The organism is Rheinheimera marina, assembly GCF_042654345.1.
In the GTDB taxonomy this organism is placed as follows: Bacteria; Pseudomonadota; Gammaproteobacteria; order Enterobacterales; family Alteromonadaceae; genus Pararheinheimera; species Pararheinheimera marina.
Genome location: NZ_JBHSGB010000020.1, coordinates 1 through 19513, shown reverse-complemented (window position 1 = coordinate 19513; position 19513 = coordinate 1). Strand labels below are relative to the sequence as shown.

21 protein-coding genes and 4 tRNA genes are annotated in these 19513 nt (G+C 53.4%); 10 read left to right on the top strand and 15 right to left on the bottom strand.

Annotated elements, in window-relative coordinates:
* Positions 1-15 precede the first annotated feature (15 nt).
* From ACFO3I_RS18685 to murB, 7 genes are all read right to left on the bottom strand, one after another.
* A tRNA-Thr gene (locus ACFO3I_RS18685) sits at positions 16-91 on the bottom strand.
* 14 nt (positions 92-105) lie between these two features.
* Positions 106-180, bottom strand: a tRNA-Gly gene (locus ACFO3I_RS18680).
* A 32-nt stretch (positions 181-212) separates the two neighbouring features.
* Positions 213-297, bottom strand: a tRNA-Tyr gene (locus tag ACFO3I_RS18675).
* Between the two features lie 5 nt (positions 298-302).
* Positions 303-378: transfer RNA gene (locus ACFO3I_RS18670), tRNA-Thr, on the bottom strand.
* A 106-nt stretch (positions 379-484) separates the two neighbouring features.
* The gene (locus tag ACFO3I_RS18665) at positions 485-1180 is read right to left on the bottom strand and encodes a type III pantothenate kinase (RefSeq protein ID WP_377336688.1); all 696 of its coding nucleotides are present in this window, start codon (positions 1178-1180) and stop codon (positions 485-487) included.
* Positions 1164-2171, bottom strand: coding sequence for a bifunctional biotin--[acetyl-CoA-carboxylase] ligase/biotin operon repressor BirA (gene birA, locus ACFO3I_RS18660; protein ID WP_377336686.1), 1008 nt, complete (start codon positions 2169-2171; stop codon positions 1164-1166). Before birA ends, ACFO3I_RS18665 begins: the two co-directional genes overlap by 17 nt.
* The gene (gene murB, locus ACFO3I_RS18655; protein WP_377336684.1) at positions 2171-3157 is read right to left on the bottom strand and encodes a UDP-N-acetylmuramate dehydrogenase; all 987 of its coding nucleotides are present in this window, start codon (positions 3155-3157) and stop codon (positions 2171-2173) included. The genes birA and murB overlap by 1 nt, the downstream gene beginning before the upstream one ends.
* Positions 3158-3177: 20 nt before the next feature.
* Between murB and ACFO3I_RS18650 the strand changes: the two genes are divergently transcribed.
* Positions 3178-3723: an acyl-CoA thioesterase gene (locus ACFO3I_RS18650; protein ID WP_377336682.1), complete on the top strand. Its 546-nt coding sequence runs from the start codon at positions 3178-3180 to the stop codon at positions 3721-3723.
* 113 nt (positions 3724-3836) lie between these two features.
* Complete coding sequence (locus tag ACFO3I_RS18645; RefSeq protein ID WP_377336680.1) at positions 3837-4175, top strand: tRNA-binding protein; 339 nt, start codon at positions 3837-3839, stop codon at positions 4173-4175.
* On the opposite strand, the gene ACFO3I_RS18640 is transcribed toward ACFO3I_RS18645, so the two are convergent.
* The 8 genes from ACFO3I_RS18640 to cyaY all read right to left on the bottom strand — a co-directional run bounded on the left by ACFO3I_RS18640 (position 4172) and on the right by cyaY (position 10270).
* Positions 4172-4675 (bottom strand): DNA-deoxyinosine glycosylase, encoded by a 504-nt coding sequence (locus ACFO3I_RS18640; RefSeq protein ID WP_377336678.1) that lies wholly within the window; start codon positions 4673-4675, stop codon positions 4172-4174. The genes ACFO3I_RS18645 and ACFO3I_RS18640 overlap by 4 nt on opposite strands.
* The gene (locus tag ACFO3I_RS18635) at positions 4669-5748 is read right to left on the bottom strand and encodes a heme biosynthesis protein HemY (RefSeq protein ID WP_377336676.1); all 1080 of its coding nucleotides are present in this window, start codon (positions 5746-5748) and stop codon (positions 4669-4671) included. The genes ACFO3I_RS18640 and ACFO3I_RS18635 overlap by 7 nt, the downstream gene beginning before the upstream one ends.
* Positions 5745-6791 carry a uroporphyrinogen-III C-methyltransferase gene (locus ACFO3I_RS18630; RefSeq protein ID WP_377336674.1) on the bottom strand — a complete coding sequence of 349 codons (1047 nt, stop codon included), beginning with the start codon at positions 6789-6791 and terminating at the stop codon, positions 5745-5747. Before ACFO3I_RS18630 ends, ACFO3I_RS18635 begins: the two co-directional genes overlap by 4 nt.
* The gene (locus ACFO3I_RS18625) at positions 6784-7545 is read right to left on the bottom strand and encodes a uroporphyrinogen-III synthase (RefSeq protein WP_377336672.1); all 762 of its coding nucleotides are present in this window, start codon (positions 7543-7545) and stop codon (positions 6784-6786) included. The genes ACFO3I_RS18630 and ACFO3I_RS18625 overlap by 8 nt, the downstream gene beginning before the upstream one ends.
* A gap of 3 nt (positions 7546-7548) precedes the next feature.
* Entirely contained in the window at positions 7549-8475 is a 927-nt protein-coding gene (gene hemC, locus ACFO3I_RS18620) for a hydroxymethylbilane synthase (protein ID WP_377336670.1), read from the bottom strand.
* Between the two features lie 69 nt (positions 8476-8544).
* Positions 8545-9270: a DUF2914 domain-containing protein gene (locus tag ACFO3I_RS18615; protein ID WP_377336668.1), complete on the bottom strand. Its 726-nt coding sequence runs from the start codon at positions 9268-9270 to the stop codon at positions 8545-8547.
* Between the two features lie 3 nt (positions 9271-9273).
* Positions 9274-9948, bottom strand: coding sequence for an alpha/beta hydrolase (locus tag ACFO3I_RS18610; protein ID WP_377336666.1), 675 nt, complete (start codon positions 9946-9948; stop codon positions 9274-9276).
* A gap of 1 nt (position 9949) precedes the next feature.
* Complete coding sequence (cyaY, locus tag ACFO3I_RS18605) at positions 9950-10270, bottom strand: iron donor protein CyaY (protein WP_377336665.1); 321 nt, start codon at positions 10268-10270, stop codon at positions 9950-9952.
* 74 nt (positions 10271-10344) lie between these two features.
* Between cyaY and lptM the strand changes: the two genes are divergently transcribed.
* The 8 genes from lptM to ACFO3I_RS18565 are packed head-to-tail and all read left to right on the top strand — an operon-like array spanning position 10345 to position 19170.
* Positions 10345-10509: an LPS translocon maturation chaperone LptM gene (gene lptM / locus ACFO3I_RS18600; RefSeq protein WP_377336663.1), complete on the top strand. Its 165-nt coding sequence runs from the start codon at positions 10345-10347 to the stop codon at positions 10507-10509.
* 5 nt (positions 10510-10514) lie between these two features.
* Positions 10515-11765, top strand: coding sequence for a diaminopimelate decarboxylase (gene lysA, locus ACFO3I_RS18595; RefSeq protein ID WP_377336661.1), 1251 nt, complete (start codon positions 10515-10517; stop codon positions 11763-11765).
* A gap of 1 nt (position 11766) precedes the next feature.
* Positions 11767-12630, top strand: coding sequence for a diaminopimelate epimerase (gene dapF / locus ACFO3I_RS18590; protein ID WP_377336659.1), 864 nt, complete (start codon positions 11767-11769; stop codon positions 12628-12630).
* Positions 12627-13280: a DUF484 family protein gene (locus ACFO3I_RS18585; protein ID WP_377336657.1), complete on the top strand. Its 654-nt coding sequence runs from the start codon at positions 12627-12629 to the stop codon at positions 13278-13280. The genes dapF and ACFO3I_RS18585 overlap by 4 nt, the downstream gene beginning before the upstream one ends.
* On the top strand, positions 13261-14196 hold the full coding sequence (gene xerA / locus ACFO3I_RS18580) for a site-specific tyrosine recombinase/integron integrase (RefSeq protein ID WP_377336655.1): 936 nt from the start codon (positions 13261-13263) through the stop codon (positions 14194-14196). Before ACFO3I_RS18585 ends, xerA begins: the two co-directional genes overlap by 20 nt.
* Before the next feature lie 12 nt (positions 14197-14208).
* Positions 14209-14907, top strand: a complete 699-nt coding sequence (locus ACFO3I_RS18575; RefSeq protein ID WP_377336653.1) for an HAD-IA family hydrolase — start codon at positions 14209-14211, stop codon at positions 14905-14907.
* 28 nt (positions 14908-14935) lie between these two features.
* Positions 14936-17107, top strand: a complete 2172-nt coding sequence (gene uvrD, locus ACFO3I_RS18570) for a DNA helicase II (RefSeq protein WP_377336651.1) — start codon at positions 14936-14938, stop codon at positions 17105-17107.
* Positions 17107-19170 carry a GNAT family N-acetyltransferase gene (locus ACFO3I_RS18565; protein ID WP_377336649.1) on the top strand — a complete coding sequence of 688 codons (2064 nt, stop codon included), beginning with the start codon at positions 17107-17109 and terminating at the stop codon, positions 19168-19170. Before uvrD ends, ACFO3I_RS18565 begins: the two co-directional genes overlap by 1 nt.
* Positions 19171-19513 lie beyond the last annotated feature (343 nt).

The window sequence follows — 19513 nt, the reverse complement described above, 5'->3', positions numbered from 1 at the left end:
AGGCTTAAAGAGAAGTGGTGCTGATACCCAGAATCGAACTGGGGACCTCATCCTTACCAAGGATGCGCTCTACCGCCTGAGCTATATCAGCAACGTATTTCTGTTTGGAGCGGGCAGCGGGAATCGAACCCGCATCATCAGCTTGGAAGGCTGAGGTAATAGCCATTATACGATGCCCGCGGCCTACTCGTAGCTATTCTTCCTGACGAAGATGGTGGAGGGGGAAGGATTCGAACCTTCGAAGGCAGTGCCGGCAGATTTACAGTCTGATCCCTTTGGCCACTCGGGAACCCCTCCACTAATGGTGCCGCTTATCCGAGTCGAACGGATGACCTACTGATTACAAGTCAGTTGCTCTACCAACTGAGCTAAAGCGGCTACGTCAGTGGGTGCGAATTCTAGAGGAATGACCTAGAGCACGCAACAGGAAAAAATAAAAAAGCTGAATTTTCTTAGTTAAGTGTTCAATAAGCGTACAAAACACTTAGTTATTGTCGATAAAGCGAGCTAAGCCGTAAAAGATCAGCTTTGGTTCAACCAACACCGCGCTGTTCTTCAGTTGCTGCTGGATAAAAGCAGCATCTCCGCCGGTTAACAGCACCATCGCATCAGGTCGAAGACTGATGGCTTGCTGCACTGCGCCTAACACCGCCGCTTTGGCGCCCTCCGCTACAGCCGCAGTGGTCGAGGTGGCAGGTTGGAGAGCCTGCAAGCTGACCGAATCCGCATCCACCTGCGCAGTCGCAGCCACTAATATACGCTGCTGGGTTTGCAGACCAGCCAGGATCCAGCCGCCGGCATGCATGCCATCTGCGTCAAGCCAGTCCATAGTCACTGCAGTGCCGGCATCAATCACCAATACCGATTGCGCAGGGTAAAGCAGCGCTGCACCCAGCATCGCCAGCCAACGATCGACCCCCAGTTTTTCTGGCAATGGGTAACTGTTGGTAATGCCAAAGGCGTGCGCACTACTGCGCAACCAACGAACTGGCGTTGTCGGCGGAATAATGTGCTGCAATTGCTGTTGCTGCCCGACAGAAGCGACTGAAGCAATCAGCACCTGGTCAATCTGCTGCCATTGGTCTGCAGTCAGCTCCGTCATAGCCACTGTGCTGAATTCCCCTTGATGGTAAAGTTTGGCTTTGGTCCGGCTATTGCCCTGATCAATCAGCAGCTGCATCTGACATTCTCCGCAGACTTAATTCACCACCATAATAACTCTGTCGCTGACCATCGCTTTCCAGCAGCAAAGCACCACGCTCATCCACGCCACAGCAAATACCCACGATTTGCTGTTTCACAGAGCTGAGTCTGACCTGCTGACCTGCAAACAAATCCCGCTGACTAAACTCGGCGGCAAAAGGTGCAAAGCCAGTTTCATTAAATAGCTGCAACTGGCTGACTAACTGCTGTTGCAACACCACCACTAATTGATTGCGATCGGGCCTGGTTGCCAATACTGACTGCAGTGCAACAAAAGGTTGGTCTATTAACGCCTGCAGATGCGGCGGCACCCGAATATTTAACCCCAGCCCGATGACGGCATCACATTGCGAATGACTCTGTCCGGCCAATTCAACCAATATGCCGCCCAGCTTTTTGCCATCGAGGTAAATATCATTTGGCCATTTCAGCTGCACCGGCAACTGGAACAATTGCTCCAGGGTTTTGGCTACGGCAACACCAATCACCAGACTCAAGCCCATCGCCGCCTGAATACCTTGCTCAAGCGGCCAGTACATAGAAAAGTAAAGGTTGGCACCAAAAGGTGACAACCAGCTTTTACCACGTCGGCCACGCCCTGCCGTTTGGGCTTCGGCAACCAGCACTGTACCGGCTTCCAATTGTTGACCTTCACTCAACCGGTGCAGTAACTGACTATTGGTCGAATCGGTCACAGACTGCACCCAGACAGGCGCAGCCCAAAGCTGTTGTTGTTTAATCTGTGCCGCATCGAGCAATTGCAAAGGTTCAGCCAGACGGTAACCTTTGCCTTTAATCTTGTATAAATCCAGGCCGTAGCTTTCCAACTGTTCAAGGTGTTTGGCAATAGCAGCCCGACTTATCCCCAACTGCTGCCCCAGCCATTCGCCGGAACACAATTCGCCATTCGCCAGGTAGAGCACCAATTGTCGTTGCACGGCCAGACTGTGTGCTAATACTTTACTCATCAGCCCAGCAACCTGACTTCAGGTTCCAGCGTGACACCAAACTGGCTCTGCACCTGCTGTTGAATAGCCTCGATCAGTTGGCGGAGTTCATCGGCTGTTCCGCCCCGGTTCACCAGCACCAGCGCCTGTTTTTCATAGCAGCTGATGCCCCCGATACCTTTCCCTTTAAAGCCGGCTTGCTCTATTAACCAACCCGCTGCAATCTTGATTTGGCCGTTGGTCTGTGGATAGGCAGGCACTGTTGGGTACTGTTGATGTAACCGGCTGTATGCCTGCTGGCTCAGCACCGGGTTCTTGAAGAAGCTGCCGCAATTCGCAATAAGCGCGGGATCAGGCAGCTTGCTCTGGCGAACATCGATCACCGCCTGCATCACGTCAGCAACCGGGCTCTGCGCAGTCAGATGTTCCAGCCCTTTGTAGCCGGTGATCGCATTGCCCTGCTGGCGCAGCCGAAGCCCGACCGCCACGATAATGCCTTGCCCTGCTAGTTGAGTTTTAAAAACACTGTCCCGATAGTCAAAACGGCACTCTGTACTGGTCAGCCGTTGCACTGTTCTGGATTGCCAGTGAAAGAAGTCAACATAGTCACAACAATCCGCAAACTCAACACCATAAGCACCTATGTTCTGCACAGGCGCAGCGCCGACAGAACCAGGAATTAATGCCAGATTTTCCAGCCCCCACCAACCTTGTACTACAGTCCACTGCACCAACTGGTGCCAGTTATGGCCTGCTTCAACATGAAGCAGTACAGCCCCGTCTAAGCTTTGTTGCACTTGTTTATTTGCTGCCAGATAACGCAACACGGGGTGCTGCATGTCTGCTAAAAAAATGGTGTTGGAACCTTCCCCTAATACATAAGGGCAAACAGGCAGAGCCAACTGCTGCAACTCACTCAGAGTTGAGCATAAGTACAAGTCAGCCAGTGTCGCTGGTAACGCAAAGGTAGAATAAGAGGCGGCAGACACCTGGGTCAGATGGTGCATACAAATCCGGATAAACCAATTTGGCGGCTATTGTACTGTGCTTCGCCAGCCTGACCAAGTTGGTTGGCCGATTTTCCCCCTTGGCATTGCTGGAGCCAGCCTCCGGCTTATGGCATGATTCGGATCAGGTCTTACCAGATAAAGCAGAACTTAACATGCCGCATTCCACTTTTATTAAAGTCCGGGGTTATCACCTGGATGTCTATCAACATGTGAACAACGCCCGCTACCTGGAGTTTTTAGAGGAAGCGCGCTGGAGTTACCTCGAAGCCGTCGGCGATATAGAGCACTTTGAGCTGCTGGGTCTGGCCTGGGTGATCGTCAATATCAATATCAATTACCGGGCACAGGCCACCATGGGGCACTTGCTGCGTATCGATACCGCTTTTACCCAAATCAATGGCAAAAGTGCAGTGATCAAACAGAAGGTCTGGCTGGATGGCACAGACACCCTGGTGGCTGACGCTGACATCACCTTTGTCTGCCTGGACAAAAAAGCCGGCCGGGCTGTGCTGATTGAAGGGCCGTTAAAAGAGCGGCTGGCAACGCGACTGGAAACCCTGTAACCCCGCAAGAAGCCTGAGCAGAAGCGCCCAAGGCCGCTCTGCCGTTAAAGCACGACAACAGCCTTGAGCCCAGGCGCAGTTCTGGGTAAGGTCGTGTTTTTGGGAGGGTGCAAATGCAGACGATCGAATGGGCTGATTTTGAGCGGATTGAGTTACGGGCCGGAACTATTGTAGAAGCGCTGGACTTTCCTGAAGCGCGCAAACCTGCCTGGCGGTTAAAGGTAGATTTTGGTCCAGAGCTAGGCATACGCCAGTCCAGCGCTCAAATTACCGCGCTTTACAGCAAAGAGCAGTTGCTGGGTAAACAAGTATTGGGGGTGGTGAATTTTCCGGTGAAACAAATAGGCCCGGTTCGCTCAGAATGCCTGATCACCGGCTTTTACCGAGACGATGGTGCCGTGGTGCTTGCCGTGCCGGACCAGGCGGTACCAAATGGCGCCAAGCTTGGCTAATAACCCATGCCAAGACGCCAGGCTGCCAGCTTTTCAGCTCTGCTGACGCTGGCATGGGCCGGGCTGGTGGAAGGCAACTTGATCAGTTCAACTAAGGTGGCAAGCTGCGGTTGATGTTTATTCAGTTGCGTCCAGGCGGTTCCGCCGTTCACACAAATCCGCTGAATGCCTGGATGTTGCTGCACCAGTTCCGTGATTGGGTTACACAGTACCGACTCTTTACGGATAGCACTGTCCAGGCTACCAGGTCGCTCGCAATGCGCCAGTACATCCCACAGCGCAATACCCCGTTGAGTCAACTGCTCGTAACGCTCCGCAAAATGCTCGCACAATTCAAACTGCAGAATATCCGCCATAAACGGCCAAAACAAATTACGTGGGTGTGCGTAGTAATGCTGCATTTGCAACGAAGCCACACCTGGCATGGACCCTAAGATCAGTAACTGCGGGGACTCGCCAAGCACCGGCGCCATACTGTGCACCAGTGCTCCGGTCACCATTCGACTCCACGGCTGAGTTCTGTGGCTTTTTGTCTGGCCAGCTGAGCCTGCATTAACTCGCCTTCCTGCTCGGCGCAATAAGCTAAGGCGGCGAACAACAAGGGTTCCTGCTGATGGTCCCGCAGCCAATGCTGCAGTTGTTTGCGTAACTGATTCACCTGACGCTTTAATGGAATTTGTCGCAGCACTGGCCAGCAATCAGCCAGGTCTTTAAATGACAAATGGTCCACCAGCAATATTTCTGCTTTTTCTGTCTGCCCCTGCCGCGCCAACGCCCAGACCTGGCCCAGCACCGACGCCATCGACTTGCGTTCCTTCCCAGGGAGTTGCTGCCAGTAGTCAGCCTCTGTACTGAAAGCACCCTTTTCCGCCAGCTGGACTATGGCATAAGGGTAAAGCTGATAGCGCAGGTGATGCCATTGATTTTTGCTGCACCAGTTCTGCTCCAGTGCAACAGGTACCTGTGTCAAAGCGGCCGCAGCCTGACCCGACATCAACAAAGCTTTAAAATACAAAGGGGCCAGTAATTCTGCGGCATCACCCGTCATTGCAGGTTGTAGCAATGCCAGCGCGTCAGCCGCTTGCTGCTGGCGCAGCAATAAGTCGGCTTTTACATAAAGGCTGCTGGCAGAACCATCATCCAGCCACTCGGCCAATTGCATGGCTTTTTGTGGGTGTCCTGCCTGAAACGCGGCATAGCAGGCCATTTGACGGCGCAGTTCAGAAAAGTCGGTTAAGGCTTCGGCCTGATCAAAGGCCAGCTCGGCCTGTTCAAAACGCCCGGCCGCCAGAGCCAGCGCTGCTTGTTCAAAGGCATGGCGTGCCTTACGCTGCCGTCGACGCCGAAACGGGTGCCAGTTCCAGCGCCGGATAGCCAGTAAGGGTTTAAGCAATTGCCATAACAACCAGACAGCAAACAGACCCAACAGCAGAATAAGCATCAGTCCCACCAAGGTGGTTTCAACAGTCCAGCCGCCCAGCACCAGCATCAGGTAACCCGGGTTTTGCATCAGCACCGGGCCAAACCATAACGCGGCGCAGAGCAATAGCACCAAAAACAGCAAACGGATCATAGGCCTTTCTCCGTGACCTTCAGCTCTTTCAGCACTTCTGAACTTTGCAACCGGCTGGGTGCCGGTAACATCACATTCAAAGTGGACAACTTCGCCAAACGGTCGGCGCTTTGCTGTACTTGTGGGTCTGCCGGGCGGAAATAACGCTGTAGTGAATCCATCGCTTGCTGAAGCGCGGATTGGTAGGGCCCATTCTGATATTTCACAGCCGCCAATTCGGCCAGCAACAGCTGTTGCGTCAGGGTGTTGCGCAAACTTAACTGCTGTTCCGCAGACAACACCGCCAGGTCTTCCGGAGCCGTTGGCCGTACCTGCACCAGGGAGCCCCAAAATGTTCCCCACTGCTGCCAGAACCGGCCTTGCCAATCCTGTGCTGATGCAGTGTCAGCCACCTGTTGCAGTACAGGTTCTGACTGACGTAATGGCAGGTTTTGGACCAGCTGACGTAATTGCGCCAGGTCCAGTTGAATACTGCTGATTGGCGGTAACTGTAGTTGCTGTAATGCCTGAATATCGCTGAGCATGGCCTGACGCAGCGGCACGAAAGCCGGATCCTGCTGCTGACTCAATTGCTCCTCTGCACCAACCAGAACCCGCAATGCTGCTGGGATGTCCTGTTCCAACCAGATTTTTTGGCCGGCCAGCTGCACCAGTTGCTGACTTTGCCACAAAGCCCAGGCCGTACTGCTACTAAGCTGTTTTTGTTGATCCTGCTGCAGTGCCTGTAACTGCATCTGCTGTTGCTGCAGCAGCGCAGAGGTCTCAGCCAGTTCGGTTTTCAAGCCCGCCAGTTGTTGCTCCAGGCTCTGACTGAATTCTTGTTGCTGTTGTTGTGCTGCGCTTTGGCTCAGCTGTTGCTGTTCGGTCAGTTGCTGCTGGCGCTGTTGCAAGCCAGACCACTGTGGCCAGACCCAATACAGCACCAGCGCGATAGCGGCAGCTAACAGCAAGTTCAGCAGCATCGACAACCAGGCGACCAGATTTCCGGATTTTTTCTCTTTGTTCTGTTCTGGGGTGTGTTCAGCCGGTAATTGTTCAGACATGCCTGCTTCCTCTTAACTGGCAAATGCTGTCCAGCAGCGCCTGATCATTGGCATTGGCGGACAGAAAAATACACTGCTCAGGTATTCCAAGCTCTAAGGCGGCGTCACGCATCCGGGGGCTGACCATAATCCACTGTCGGGACCACAACCACGAATGGCCTTCAGCCGAAATTAACTGAAACAGCAATTGCAAAATTTCGTTACTGGTCACCACGATACATTGGATCTGCTGCTGACGCCACTGGTCCAATAAGCTCTGACCGTCCAGAGGTAACGGCACTCTTTTGTAACTTTGCAGGTAACTGACTTTGGCACCACGCTCCAGCAAGCCACGTTTTATTAATTCGCGCCCCGCATTGCCACGCACCACGACCAGGTGTTTGCCGGCCACGTCCTGTAGCGCTGGCAACGCCAACAAACCCTCACTGCGTTGGTCTTGCGGAAACAACACCTCCCGGCCTGCGCATTTTTGCAATAAAGAACCTGTGGTGCTGCCAACCGCATATAAAGGTGCGGTTAACTCACGACAATCTACTTGCTGCTGCAAGCAACTCACCGCGCTGACACTGACAAAAATAATTCCGTCGGCCTGTTGCAGTAAGGAAGGAGCTTTGCCGCTGAGCGGCACCATCTGGGTGGTGATCAGCGGCTGATACAAATAAGGCAGCTGCATCTCGTCCAGACTGGCCAGCAGCTGATCGGCTTTGCCGGCTGGTCTGGTGATTAATACAGGCCAATCAGAAGCCACTGTCATGACTCAGGCCTGTTGGTACACAGCAGTTAAAATCTGGTCTGCACCCAGCGCCAGCAGCTGCTGTGCCAGTTGCTCACCTAAGGCTTCGGCATCAGCGGCAGCACCACGCACTTCTGCACGCAGAATTTGCGAGCCGTCTAACTGCCCCACCAAGCCTCTTAACCAAAGCTGCTGCTGCTCCACTAAAGCGAAAGCGCCAATAGGCACCTGACAGCCGCCTTGCAGCCGGCGATTCATCGCCCGCTCGGCCAGCACACAAATCCGGGTATCCTTGTGCTCCAGCGGTGCCAACAGTTGCTGCACCCACAGATCGCCTGTACGGCATTCGATGCCTACCGCTCCTTGCCCATTGGCAGGCAGGCTGGTTTCGACTTCTAAATAGCTGGCGATACGTTCAGCAAAGCCAAGGCGGATTAGGCCAGCAGAAGCCAGGATAATGGCATCGAACTCCCCAGCATCCAGTTTGGCTAAACGCGTGTTGACGTTGCCGCGTAAATCACGAATTTGCAGATCTGGCCGCAGAGCTTTCAGCTGGCACTGACGACGCAGACTGGAAGTGCCGACCACAGCCCCTTGTGGCAGCTCGGTCAGAGATGCATAGCGGTTGGAAACAAAGGCGTCACGCGGGTCTTCGCGCTGGCAAATGGTATGAAGCATCAGGCCTTCCGGAAATTCAACCGGCACATCTTTCATGCTATGAACTGCGATGTCAGCACGCCCTTCCAGCATGGCGGTTTCCAGTTCTTTAACAAACAAACCTTTACCACCAATTTTAGCCAGTGGTGTATCCAGAATTTTGTCGCCCTGAGTCGACATAGGCACCAGCTCCACCTGCAGGCCAGGATGGGCTTGTTCTAATGCGGTTTTGACGTAGTTGGCCTGCCATAAGGCCAGAGCACTTTTGCGGGTGGCAATGCGCAGTGTCTGCATGCTGAACTCCTTGGCACCAGCCAGATCCCGGCTGATGGTACGGCTGAAAAAACGCCGCTAGTATAGCCCTTATCGTTCGTTCAGGCTGTAAGAAAACAGTAGTTTTTGCTGTGGACCGAGGATTTCCACCCGCCAGTCCGCCAGCTCCGCCGGGTAAAAGCGTTTCTGACTCCAGGTGCGCCAGTAGGGCAACTTCACTGGCAATTCCACCCGGGTCATCAACTTGTCTTTGTAAAACCAGCGGTGTTCTATCTGCTGGCCTGCCAGGCCAACGACTTCGGTATAGAGCGCCAATTCGGTCGGACGGTCTAACTGAAGCGGCAATACCAACTGTTGCGCCGCCGGGCCAGGCTTGTCCATGGTTAGCACCACTTTGCGTAAGGTGCCCGACTGACTGATAAAAAGTGGTGCTACGGCGGGTGCAGCCTGAAAGGCAGGCGCTGGCGCAAGTTTTTTGACTGCGGGCGGCGGCGCGACAGCAACAGCTTCGGCAGCAATGACAGGCTCTGGATTCGCAACCTGCACCGAGTCCTCAGTACCGGCAGTACTCATCGCTTGCGGCGTCATATCGTGATGGATTGAAGGCCCGGATGCCGATACGACGGCAGTGAGTGGGGGTTGCGGCGATTCGGCGGGCTCTGGCCATAACCACCAGAATGGCAACAGCACCAGCACAGCAGCACCCAGAATACGATGCCATAACCACTGGTATTCAGGCACATCAGCCACCGCTTGGTTGCTGCTGGCCGCTTTCGATCCCAGTTGCACCCGGACCACTACCTTGCCATCAGACATAGGTTAATCCGCTTGCACAAGCTGCTGCTGAATAAAGCGGCTCAGCTCGCCAATTTGTTGCGGACACACACTGTGGCCCATGCGGTATTCAGCCCATTGCACAGCAAAACCGGCGTGCTTCAGCGCCTGAAATGCCGCTTGGCCAGCGCTGTACGGCACCACTTCGTCATGAGTGCCATGGTTGACTAACACCGGTGTGCGCTGGTTGGTTGCCGTTTTTTCTTCGTTCAGCTTTTGCGGAACCGCCATGTAAGTAGAGAGCGCCATCACCCCAGCAATTTTATACGGCAGGCGTGGCAATAAATGCAGGGCGATAACCCCCCCTTGACTAAAACCGGCCAGCAGAATTTTTTCCGCCGGAATGCCCTGGCCAATCAGCGTATCAATTAGCTGAGTGACGGCTGCCGCCGACTCCCGCACGCCAGTTTCATCGGCTCTGTCATTTAAGTCCCAGGTTTTAATGTCATACCAGCCACGCATTTGGTAGCCGTTGTTGATGGTAATTGGCCGTACCGGCGCATGCGGAAACACAAACCGGACGCCGTGGCCTTTCGGTAAACGCAGTTCTGGCACTATAGGCGCAAAGCCATCGCCTGAGTCGCCCAAACCATGCAACCAAACCACTGCCGCTTTTACCGCCCCTTCAGGCTTTACATCAACAAAAGGTAACAACTTCATCTTAGTTTCCTGTTAACACCACGGCCTGGCCAGCCTGTTTGCTGAACGCATCGGACAACAAAGCCCAAAACTCAGAACCAAAGCGGTTATCAATCCACTGGCCATCTCGCCATTCAAAGTGATGGCCATTAAATTTGGTTGCCACCCACAATTGATGCAAAGGGGGCTGCTTATTAATGATGATTTTGCTGCCTTCCGGAAAGCTGATACTAAGCAGGCCACCATGGGATTCATAATCCAGGTCTAAATCCAACCCCTCGATGGCATCTTCCACCGCCAGTAACACCTGATCGGTCAGTTCATCGTATTCCACGTCATTCATTGGGTTCACCTGTTTGCTTTTGCCGATAAGGATGCGATTATAGAGCCCAAAATAATTAATGAAATAAAAAAACCATGAACACAAAGCGACAAACACAGCTGGTGTTAGGCCTTGCCTGCCTGTTGCTGGTTGCCTGTGGCCAGAAAGGTCCTCTGACATTACCCAAAGCGGCGCCTAAAAATCCGCCCCCAGCCGAAGCACCGGCATCATCTGCACAGCCTGAGACTCAGAAGGATTAATCACCTTGGATTTTTTTAATTATCAGCAAAACCAGCTGTTTGCCGAACAAGTACCATTAACTGCGATTGCGGAACAATTTGGTAGCCCAACTTATGTGTATTCCCGCGCCACCATTGAACGCCACTACAAAGCCTTCGCCGAAGCCGCACAAGGCCGTGAATCACTGGTTTGTTATGCGGTAAAAGCCAACAGCAACATCGCCTTATTAAACCTGTTGGCAAGGCTGGGTAGTGGTTTTGATATTGTGTCTGAAGGGGAACTACGCCGTGTATTACAGGCTGGCGGCAACCCGGCCAAAGTGGTGTTTTCCGGGGTCGGAAAAACCGTCACTGAAATCGAATTTGCCCTCAATACCGGTATTAAATGCTTTAACGTTGAATCCATTCCAGAACTGGACCGTATTCAGCAAGTGGCAGAGCGGCTGAATAAAGTCGCGCCAGTGTCCTTGCGGGTCAACCCGGATATTGATGCCAAAACTCACCCTTATATTTCTACCGGCCTCAAAGCCAATAAGTTTGGTATCGACATCAACGACGCCTTTAGTATTTATCAACGCGCGGCCAGCTACTCGCATCTGAAGGTCTGTGGTGTGGATTGCCATATCGGTTCGCAACTGACAGAGACCCAGCCGTTTCTGGATGCGTTAGATAAATTACTGGCGTTAATCGACAAACTGGCAGCTGCCGGTATTCAGCTGAGCCATATCGACATTGGCGGCGGTTTGGGTGTGCCTTATAACGGCGAAACACCGCCGCATCCGTCTGAATACGCAGCTGAAGTGGTAAAACGTCTGGCCAATTACCCGCATTTAACCCTGGTGTTTGAACCAGGCCGCGCCATTATGGCCAATGCCGGAGTACTGCTGACCAAAGTCGAGTATTTAAAACCTGGTCAGGAAAAGCACTTTGCCATTGTGGATGCGGCGATGAATGACCTGATCCGCCCTGCGCTGTACAGCGCCTGGCAAGCCATTATCCCGGTAGAGCAAAAACCTCAGCTGGCATCACAACTGTACGACGTGGTCGGCCCGGTCTGCGAAACCGGCGACTTCCTTGGCAAAGACCGTGAGCTGGCAGTAGAGCCTGGTGACTTATTGGTGGTGCGGTCTGCCGGAGCTTACGGCTTTACCATGAGTTCAAACTACAACAGCAGACCCAGAGCCGCCGAAGTGCTGGTGGATGGTGACCAGGTTCACCTGATCCGCGCCCGCGAGCAATGGGCTGACCTGTGGCACGGCGAGCAGTTGGTACCCTGATATGCATGACACCAGATCCAGAGACAAAAACCGCACCTTGCTGCATTTTTCTAAAATGCATGGCCTGGGCAACGACTTTATGGTGGTCGACGCCGTCAGCCAGAATGTGTTTCTGACCAAAGAACAGATCAAACAACTGGCCGATCGTAACTTTGGCATCGGCTTTGACCAGCTACTGATGGTGGAGCCGCCTTATGATCCGGATCTGGACTTTCATTACCGCATCTTTAATGCCGACGGTTCTGAAGTAGAACAATGCGGTAATGGCGCCCGCTGTTTTGCCCGTTTTGTCCGGCTCAAAGGCCTGACCAATAAGCACAAAATTAATGTCAGCACTAAATCAGGCAAAATTACCCTGTATATAGAGCAGGACGGCCAGGTGACGGTCAATATGGGGGTGCCCCAATTTGAACCGGCCCGCGTTCCTTTCAAAGCACAGAAACAAGAGCTGAATTACTTGCTACATGCCGCCGATGCGACCACCTTGTGTGGTGTGGTTTCGATGGGCAACCCGCATGCAGTGATTTTGGTCGATGACGTGCAAACGGCTCCAGTGAAACAATGGGGACCAGTGTTTGAGAATCACGAACGTTTCCCGGAACGGGCCAATATTGGTTTTATGCAGGTACTGAACCCTGGCCATGTCAAGTTGCGGGTCTGGGAGCGCGGTGCCGGTGAAACGCTGGCATGCGGCACAGGTGCCTGTGCTGCCGCCGTCGTTGGCCAGATGCAGAAGAAACTGGGCGGCCAGGTGCGGGTTGATTTACCAGGCGGCAGCCTGCAAATCCGCTGGCAAGGACCAGGCCAGCCGGTCAAGATGACCGGGCCGGCTGAACATGTATTTGATGGACAATTATACTTATGACCACGACCCCTTTAGCACCTGAGCTGCTGGAAGCCAGTCTGGTGCTGGATTACCTGCAGGACCATCCGGAATTTTTTCTGGAGCACCCAGAGCTGTTAAACAAGCTGCGCCTACCTCACCAGCAACGGGGCGTCGTCTCGTTGGTGGAACGTCAACAGGAACTGCAACGCGACAAAATCCGCGCACTGGAAGACGACATCACCCGGCTTATGGGCATAGCACGACAAAACGAACTGATTTTTTATGCGCTGAATCAATTGCACCTGCAATTGCTGGGTCAGCCCAAACTGGGGTTTGTCGCCGCACTGCAGCAATTTGTCAATGCGATGCCTTATGTGCAACGGGCAGAGTTGATTAACTTAACCGCCGGGCCACACCACCCCGCGCTGCCCTTGTTGCTGCAACGCCGGTTAACCTCGAAAGGTTATTACTTCGGCCGGCTGAATAAAGACGAACAACAAGCGCTGTTTGACCAAAGTATTCATTCGGTCGCACTGATGAAAGTAGACACCGGCCTGGCACAAGCTTATCTGCTCGCTTTTGGCAGTGAATCGGATGAACATTTCCAGCCAGGAATGGACACGCTGTTCCTCGACCATTTGGCTAAACTGGCCAAAGTGGCACTGAGCCATGGCGCTGAAGCCAACTGAGGCCTCACAGACTGAGGCACTCAGCCTCAGTCCTTTGCTCGCTGAATTTTTCGCTTACCTACGGCATGAACGGGGTTTTAGCGCAAAAACCATCCACAGTTACCAGCAACAGCTGCAAGCGGTCGCCAGCCAACTGAACCAGACAGACTGGTGCCTGCTGACTGAAGCTCAGCTGCAGCAACACATCTCGTCCTGCCGGCAAAGCCTGAAACCACGCAGTCTGGCACTACGGGTAGCAGCCTTGCGCAGTTTCTACCGTTACCTGCAGCTGCAGGCAAAAGTCGCTGATAATCCAGCCTTGTATCTGCAGGTGCCGAAGTTCGATAAGCCGCTGCCAAAGAATCTGGACGTGGATCAGTTGCAACAGCTGCTGGATGTCGATGCCAGCGACGATCTGCTGGCTTGCCGTGACAAAGCCATACTGGAGTTGTTTTATTCGTCCGGCCTGCGGCTGGATGAGCTGGTCAGTGCCAACCTGCAGGATATCGACTGGGGCGATGCGCTGATCCGGGTACGTGGCAAAGGCAGCAAGGAGCGGATTTTGCCGATCGGCCGCCTGGCCATGCAAGCACTGCGGGAATGGCTGGAGCAGCGTGCCGCATTGGTCAATGACGATGAACCGGCACTCTTTATCAGTAAACTGAAACGTCGCATCAGCCATCGCCAGGTGCAGCAGCGGGTCAAGCTCTGGTCACAGCAGCAGGGGCTGAGTCAGCACTTGCACCCGCATATGCTCAGGCATTCTTTTGCCACCCATATGCTGGAATCCAGCTCTGACCTGCGAGCCGTGCAGGAGTTACTCGGTCACGCCAGCCTGAGCAGTACCCAGGTTTATACCCACCTCGATTTTGGCCAACTGGCCAAGGTCTATGACCAGGCGCACCCCAGAGCCCGGAAGAAAACCACTGACGACTGACAGGAGCTGTGCATGCATTGCTACAAAGCGTTGCACCCTTTTACCGCCCTTTCTTTTGATTTAGACGACACGCTGTACCTCAACGGCCCCGTCATAGAACGTGCGGAGCTGGCCATGCAGCGATCCTTGCTACAGCTGGCACCACAACTTGGCCAGATTGACGCCGACTTCTGGTGGCAACAACGTAAAGCATTGGCGGCAGCACAACCCGAGGTTCGCCATGACGTCAGTCAGTGGCGCTTATTGGGCTTACGCCAGGGTTTGCTGCAGCTGGGGTTAGCACCCAGTGACGTCAATGAAGTTGCTGCAGCCGCATTTAATGCCTTTTATCTGGAACGCAGTAACCTTGAAGTCCCGGCCAGTAGCCACCAACTGCTGGCCGCGTTAGCGGACAAGTACCCACTCGTTTCAATCACTAATGGCAATGCAGATGTGCATCAGCTGGGTATCGCCCACTACTTTAAGCATCACTTGCGCGCCGGTCCTGATGGCCGGATGAAACCTTACCCGGACCTGTTTCATCGTGCCAGCCAGCTACTCGGTATTGAGCCCGCACAGCTACTGCATATTGGGGATAATGCTAAAGCCGATGTACAAGGCGCATTAGCTGCTGGCTGCCAGGCTATTTGGCTGCAGTTACCCGAGCAACAAAGCCGGCTGTTACCGCAGATCCGGATCTCGGCCTTGGACCAGCTCGAACTGCTGTTATAATGCAGCAAATTTTCTGACGGGCAGGCGAATGGACGTTTCTTTTTTACTGGATGGTTTAAACGATAAACAGCGGGATGCCGTCGCGGCTCCGCCTCAACATATGTTGGTTCTGGCTGGCGCCGGCTCAGGCAAAACGAGGGTCTTGGTCCACCGGCTGGCCTGGCTGATGCAGGTTGAACGGGTTGCACCGTATAGCCTGCTGGCAGTGACCTTTACCAACAAAGCCTCCCAGGAAATGCGTTCACGTATTGAACAAACCATTGGCGTCAGCCTGAACAATCTGTGGATGGGTACCTTTCACGGCTTGTCACACCGGATGTTGCGCGCCCATTATCAGGAAGCTCAGTTGCCCCAGGGCTTTCAGATCATCGACTCAGATGATCAATACCGCCTGGTGCGCCGGGTTTTGAAGTCACTGAACCTCGACGAAAAGCACTGGCCACCAAAACAGGCCCAGTGGTTTATTAACGCCCGTAAAGACGAAGGCCAGCGCCCCGGCATGATAGACGCTCATGGCGATTACAGCCTGCAAACCATGCTGAAAATTTATGCCGCCTACCAAGACATGTGTGACCGCTCTGGCTTGGTTGATTTCGCCGAAATCTTGCTGCGCAGTTTTGAGTTGCTACAAAAGCAGCCTCAGGTGCGGGCTCACTACCAACAGCGTTTCCGCCATATTCTGGTTGACGAATTTCAGGACACCAATGCCATTCAGTACCAATGGCTGCGTTTGTTGGCCGGCCCCGATGCCAAAGTGATGATCGTCGGTGACGATGACCAATCCATTTATGGCTGGCGCGGTGCAAGGGTTGAAAACATTCAGCAATTTTTACGCGACTACCCAGAACCCGTCACCATCCGGTTAGAGCAAAACTACCGGTCTACTGGGACCATTCTTAAAGCAGCTAATGCAGTGATTGCTCATAACTCTGAACGAATGGGTAAAGACCTCTGGACAGACGGCGATCAGGGCGAACCTATTTCACTCTACACTGCGTTTAACGAATTAGACGAAGCCCGCTTTATTGTTGGCCGCATTGGTGCCTGGCGTCGCGAAGGCGGCAAGCTGATAGAAACAGCAGTGCTGTACCGTAACAATGCGCAATCGCGCGTATTGGAAGAAGCATTGATCCAGGAAGGCATTAATTATCGCATCTACGGAGGCCTGCGTTTCTATGAGCGTCAGGAGATTAAAGATGCGCTAGCCTATCTGCGCTTACTGAATAACCGCCAGGACGACGCTGCACTGGAGCGTATTATCAATACGCCGGTGCGAGGCATTGGCGACACCACCATGGATAAAGTTCGTGAGCAGGCCCGCAGCCTGCAACTGACCTTGTGGCAAACCATACAACAGATGGTAGCCAACAAAGAATTAAGCGGTCGCGCCGCCAATGCGGTGAATGCTTTTGTTCAGTTGATTGAGCAGATGGATGCCGACAGCCGCAACCTGGCACTGGATGAACAGGCCGACCATGTCATTCAGGTATCCGGCCTGATGGCGATGTACAAAGCCGAAAAAGGCGAAAAAGCCGAAACCCGTGTAGAAAACTTAAACGAGTTAATCAACGCCTGTGCCAATGCCACTTATGTCAACACTGAGGAAATGACGCCACTGGCAGCGTTTTTATCTCAGGCCGCGCTGGAAGCCGGCGAATACCAGGCCGAAGAACACTCAGACGCCGTGCAACTGATGACGTTACACAGCGCTAAAGGCCTGGAATTTCCGCTGGTGTTTGTCTGTGGCCTGGAAGAAGGCATGTTCCCCAGCCAGCAAAGCAGTGACGAATCCGGGCGGCTGGAAGAAGAACGCCGGCTCTGTTATGTCGGTATGACTCGCGCCATGCAAAAACTGTATTTAACTCATGCCGAAAGCCGCCGCTTGTACGGCCAGGAGCAATACAACAGACCGTCCCGCTTTTTGCGGGAAATCCCGGCCGACTGTATTGAAGAAATTCGCCTGACCGCCACAGTGAGTAAACCTACTCAGTTCAGTCGTTTCAGTAATGCCGCCAGCCACAGTGCTTTTGAAAATACCGGCTTTAAGCTAGGACAACGCGTGCTGCATGATAAATTCGGTGAAGGCACTGTGTTGAATTACGAAGGCACAGGTGCGCAATCACGTATTCAGGTGAATTTCGACCAATTGGGCAGTAAATGGCTGGTGACCGCCTATGCCCGCTTACAGCCTATTGCCTGATGGACACACAGTGGCTGCTTGACGCACAACAAAGGTACCTGCAGGCGGGGTGGCGTTTGCCTTTGTGGTGTAGCGGCAGTCCGGCATTTCTTTCCGAAGTAGTGCAAAACCTGTTGTTGCCGGGTCAACAGCGGGTGTATTGGCTGGGCCCTGCGGCGCCGGAAGGTTGCACCACCTTAAATGCCAGGCAAAAACAGCTATGGCTTGGCAGTGAATGTGATTTACTCATTATTAATGCGCAGCAGGAGATTGATTGGGACTTGGTAGCTGCCAGTGCCGGCTGTCTGCGTGCCGGCGGTATCTGGCTATTGCTGACACCGGCGGAACACAACTGGCTGAGCCAGCCCAATCCCGCCAGCAAACGAGTGCTATCTTTCCCTTTAGACGCTTCAAGTCAAACCGGCCGCTTCCAACAATTTTTTATCCAGTCGTTAGTGGCAACGCGTTGCGGGCGTTGGCAAGAAGGGCAACCGCCACAGCTCCCAACCATAGAATCTCAAGTTTCTACACTGCTTCCTGCTGTGAGTTCACCTTATAAGACGAACGATCAGCAGGCAGCTGTGGAAGCCATTCATAAAGTACTTTCTGGGCACAGGCGCCGACCGTTGCTGCTCAGTGCCCATCGAGGCCGCGGGAAATCGACCGCTTTAGGCATTGCCGCAGCACAACTGATCCGGCAAGGCAAAACTCAGGTGCTGCTAACTGGGCCCTCACCTCAATCTGTACAACGGGTACTGCAAACGACCGCCGAACAACTGGCAGCGCCTTATCAGTCAGGACAACAACAAGTAGCAGAAGGCGCTTTGCAGTTCCATCCTATCGACTGGCTGCTACAACACAAACCCAAGGCCAGCTTATTACTAGTCGACGAAGCAGCAGCAATACCAACGCCACAGCTAGAGCAGCTGAATCTGGTGTACAACCGGGTTGTGTTTAGCAGCACTGAACATGGTTACGAAGGTACTGGTCGTGGCTTCCAACTGAAGTTTCGCCAACATTTGCAGGCGCAGCCCGCAGGCTTCAGGCAAGTGAAGCTACAACAACCAATACGTTATCAGTCGGATGATCCATTAGAGCAGCTGATCTTTGACGCTTTTCTACTGCAACCTTTGTCAGTCGAAGCCGAAATGTTATCGAGTGAACAGCTGACCTTTCATCACTATCAGTCCGAAGACTTAGTGAACAGACCTGAGCTTTTAAGGCAGGTGTTTCATCTGCTCAGTCTGGCGCATTACCAGACAGATATTCATGATTTATGGGGCCTTTTGGAGCAACCTCAACAGGTCTACAGTTTGCAGTCAGGTTCAACAGTGGTGGCTTGTGCCTTAGTCGGTATTGAAGGCGGTTTCACTCAAGAACTGGTAACGCAAATAGCCCATGGCCAGCGCCGGGTTCAAGGCCATCTGCTAGCGCAGAGTTTAGCTTATCACTGCGCCAAGCCCGACCTTGCAATGAATACGCTGGCAAGGGTGCAACGTATCGTTGTGCATCCAGCTCTGCAACTGCAGGGGTTAGGATCACAACTTTTAACCCAATGCGGTGCCTATCTTGCCGGCAGAGTCAGTTATTTGGGCACCAGTTTCGGCGCCAACCCACAACTGGTTCGTTTCTGGCAAAAAGCCGGCTTTCTGCCCGTCAAACTCAGTGTATTTTCACAGCAAGCCAGTGCAGAACAGTCAGTGCTGATGCTAAAAGCATTCGCGCCAGAGCAGCAGGCCAAGGTTGTTGCATTAAGCAGCGAATTCAGCCAGCTGTTGTACTGGCAGTTAAGTGATCAACAGCAGAAATTAAACGCAGAACTTGCGGCTATTTTATGCAAACCAGCAAGGATCCCCTTGTCTTCCTCACAGAAACAGCAGCTTCAGCTGTTCGCTGACGGGCTTCGTAGCCTTGCGTTAGTTGAGGCACTGTTGCCGCTTTGGCTCGCCCTATACATCCAAAAACTCCAGCAAGATGAGTTTTTGCTCCTGTTAATCAGCCGTTACTGGCAAAAACAGCCACTGAAATTCAGCCAGGACCAGCTGCAGCAGCTGCGTCAGCTGATCAAAACCAGCTTAGATTGAGTTATTTTTCGACAAATCACAGAGTAGTTGAGCTGTTCACCGTAGGTAAGTTCAGAATGCAAAAAGGCTCAATCTTTCGATTGGGCCCTTCGGCGTATTGGGAGCCTGGCGGTGAACTACATTATTCCGGGCGTCCAGTCCTCCCCCTTCGGGCCGGCTGCGCCGTTCCGGTTCGTTCCAGACGAACTGGTCGCATGAGGTTGCCCTGCTCGAATGGTCCACCCCCTGATTTCGACGTAAATAAAAAAGCCCGCTCTTATGAGCGGGCTTCTTAGCATTGGGAGCCTGGCGGTGAACTACTCTCGCATGGCAAGCGCCACACTACCATCGTCGCAGCTGCGTT

Coding starts and splice junctions, on each gene's coding strand:
- ACFO3I_RS18565 (WP_377336649.1), top strand. CDS start 17,107: ATGGACACACAGTGGCTGCTTGACGCACAACAAAGGTACCTGCAGGCG.
- xerA (WP_377336655.1), top strand. CDS start 13,261: ATGGCGCTGAAGCCAACTGAGGCCTCACAGACTGAGGCACTCAGCCTC.
- ACFO3I_RS18615 (WP_377336668.1), bottom strand. CDS start 9,270: ATGTCTGATGGCAAGGTAGTGGTCCGGGTGCAACTGGGATCGAAAGCG.
- birA (WP_377336686.1), bottom strand. CDS start 2,171: ATGAGTAAAGTATTAGCACACAGTCTGGCCGTGCAACGACAATTGGTG.
- ACFO3I_RS18625 (WP_377336672.1), bottom strand. CDS start 7,545: ATGACAGTGGCTTCTGATTGGCCTGTATTAATCACCAGACCAGCCGGC.
- ACFO3I_RS18635 (WP_377336676.1), bottom strand. CDS start 5,748: ATGATCCGTTTGCTGTTTTTGGTGCTATTGCTCTGCGCCGCGTTATGG.
- ACFO3I_RS18665 (WP_377336688.1), bottom strand. CDS start 1,180: ATGCAGCTGCTGATTGATCAGGGCAATAGCCGGACCAAAGCCAAACTT.
- ACFO3I_RS18610 (WP_377336666.1), bottom strand. CDS start 9,948: ATGAAGTTGTTACCTTTTGTTGATGTAAAGCCTGAAGGGGCGGTAAAA.
- ACFO3I_RS18640 (WP_377336678.1), bottom strand. CDS start 4,675: ATGGTGACCGGAGCACTGGTGCACAGTATGGCGCCGGTGCTTGGCGAG.
- ACFO3I_RS18585 (WP_377336657.1), top strand. CDS start 12,627: ATGACCACGACCCCTTTAGCACCTGAGCTGCTGGAAGCCAGTCTGGTG.
- lptM (WP_377336663.1), top strand. CDS start 10,345: ATGAACACAAAGCGACAAACACAGCTGGTGTTAGGCCTTGCCTGCCTG.
- dapF (WP_377336659.1), top strand. CDS start 11,767: ATGCATGACACCAGATCCAGAGACAAAAACCGCACCTTGCTGCATTTT.
- uvrD (WP_377336651.1), top strand. CDS start 14,936: ATGGACGTTTCTTTTTTACTGGATGGTTTAAACGATAAACAGCGGGAT.
- ACFO3I_RS18630 (WP_377336674.1), bottom strand. CDS start 6,791: ATGTCTGAACAATTACCGGCTGAACACACCCCAGAACAGAACAAAGAG.
- ACFO3I_RS18575 (WP_377336653.1), top strand. CDS start 14,209: ATGCATTGCTACAAAGCGTTGCACCCTTTTACCGCCCTTTCTTTTGAT.
- ACFO3I_RS18645 (WP_377336680.1), top strand. CDS start 3,837: ATGCAGACGATCGAATGGGCTGATTTTGAGCGGATTGAGTTACGGGCC.
- murB (WP_377336684.1), bottom strand. CDS start 3,157: ATGCACCATCTGACCCAGGTGTCTGCCGCCTCTTATTCTACCTTTGCG.
- cyaY (WP_377336665.1), bottom strand. CDS start 10,270: ATGAATGACGTGGAATACGATGAACTGACCGATCAGGTGTTACTGGCG.
- hemC (WP_377336670.1), bottom strand. CDS start 8,475: ATGCAGACACTGCGCATTGCCACCCGCAAAAGTGCTCTGGCCTTATGG.